At 48.3% G+C, this 611-nt stretch carries 1 protein-coding gene; it reads right to left on the minus strand.

Annotated features, from left to right (window positions below):
- On the minus strand, positions 1-611 hold a 611-nt coding region (locus tag ACS8FD_RS22265), incomplete at both ends, for a cysteine protease StiP domain-containing protein (RefSeq protein WP_439277465.1).

Below are 611 nucleotides of genomic sequence, written 5' to 3' on the forward strand. Positions count from 1 at the left end.
TGCCTCTACCAAATTATCATAAAACACGCTGCGATGTAGCCCTGATTGCGGCTCGGTATACAAACTACGAGAGATCAGCCCCGATACGGTACTATTAAGTAATCCTGATGGGATTAGCCAGTCATCAGTACTGGCTGCCAGCCAAGCGACTCCTGCTGGATCAGCCAGTGTTAATAAAGGAATGGTGCCCTTACCTTGATGATAAATACTGGCAAAATATGGATGGTTGGGGTCACTAAAGGCTTCTAAACTGTGCGCCAGCTCTTGATAAATCGCGCCTTTACCCGTCCAGCCATCGACAAATACGATGGGACTGTTTGGATAAGCCTCCAATATCATCTGCAGTGCGACTGAGTCAAGACCGCGATCACGAATGATGCTGACGCCATAATGCACACTGGACAAAGCATAGCTGCTATTGGCATCGGCTAAGGCTCGCTGCAACAATACCCCAACTGGCAAACCTGCTCGTACCAAGCTGACCAGTACTAACGGACACTCATCATGAATAGTGTGCTGAAAAGTATGATGTAGCGTATGGGCCAAATGAGCAATATCAGTCGCGCATCTATTTGTGCCTTGAGCTAGGGCTTGCGCGTATAGCTGCTCAT

It is taken from the genome of Psychrobacter sp. 1U2 (genome assembly GCF_051847575.1).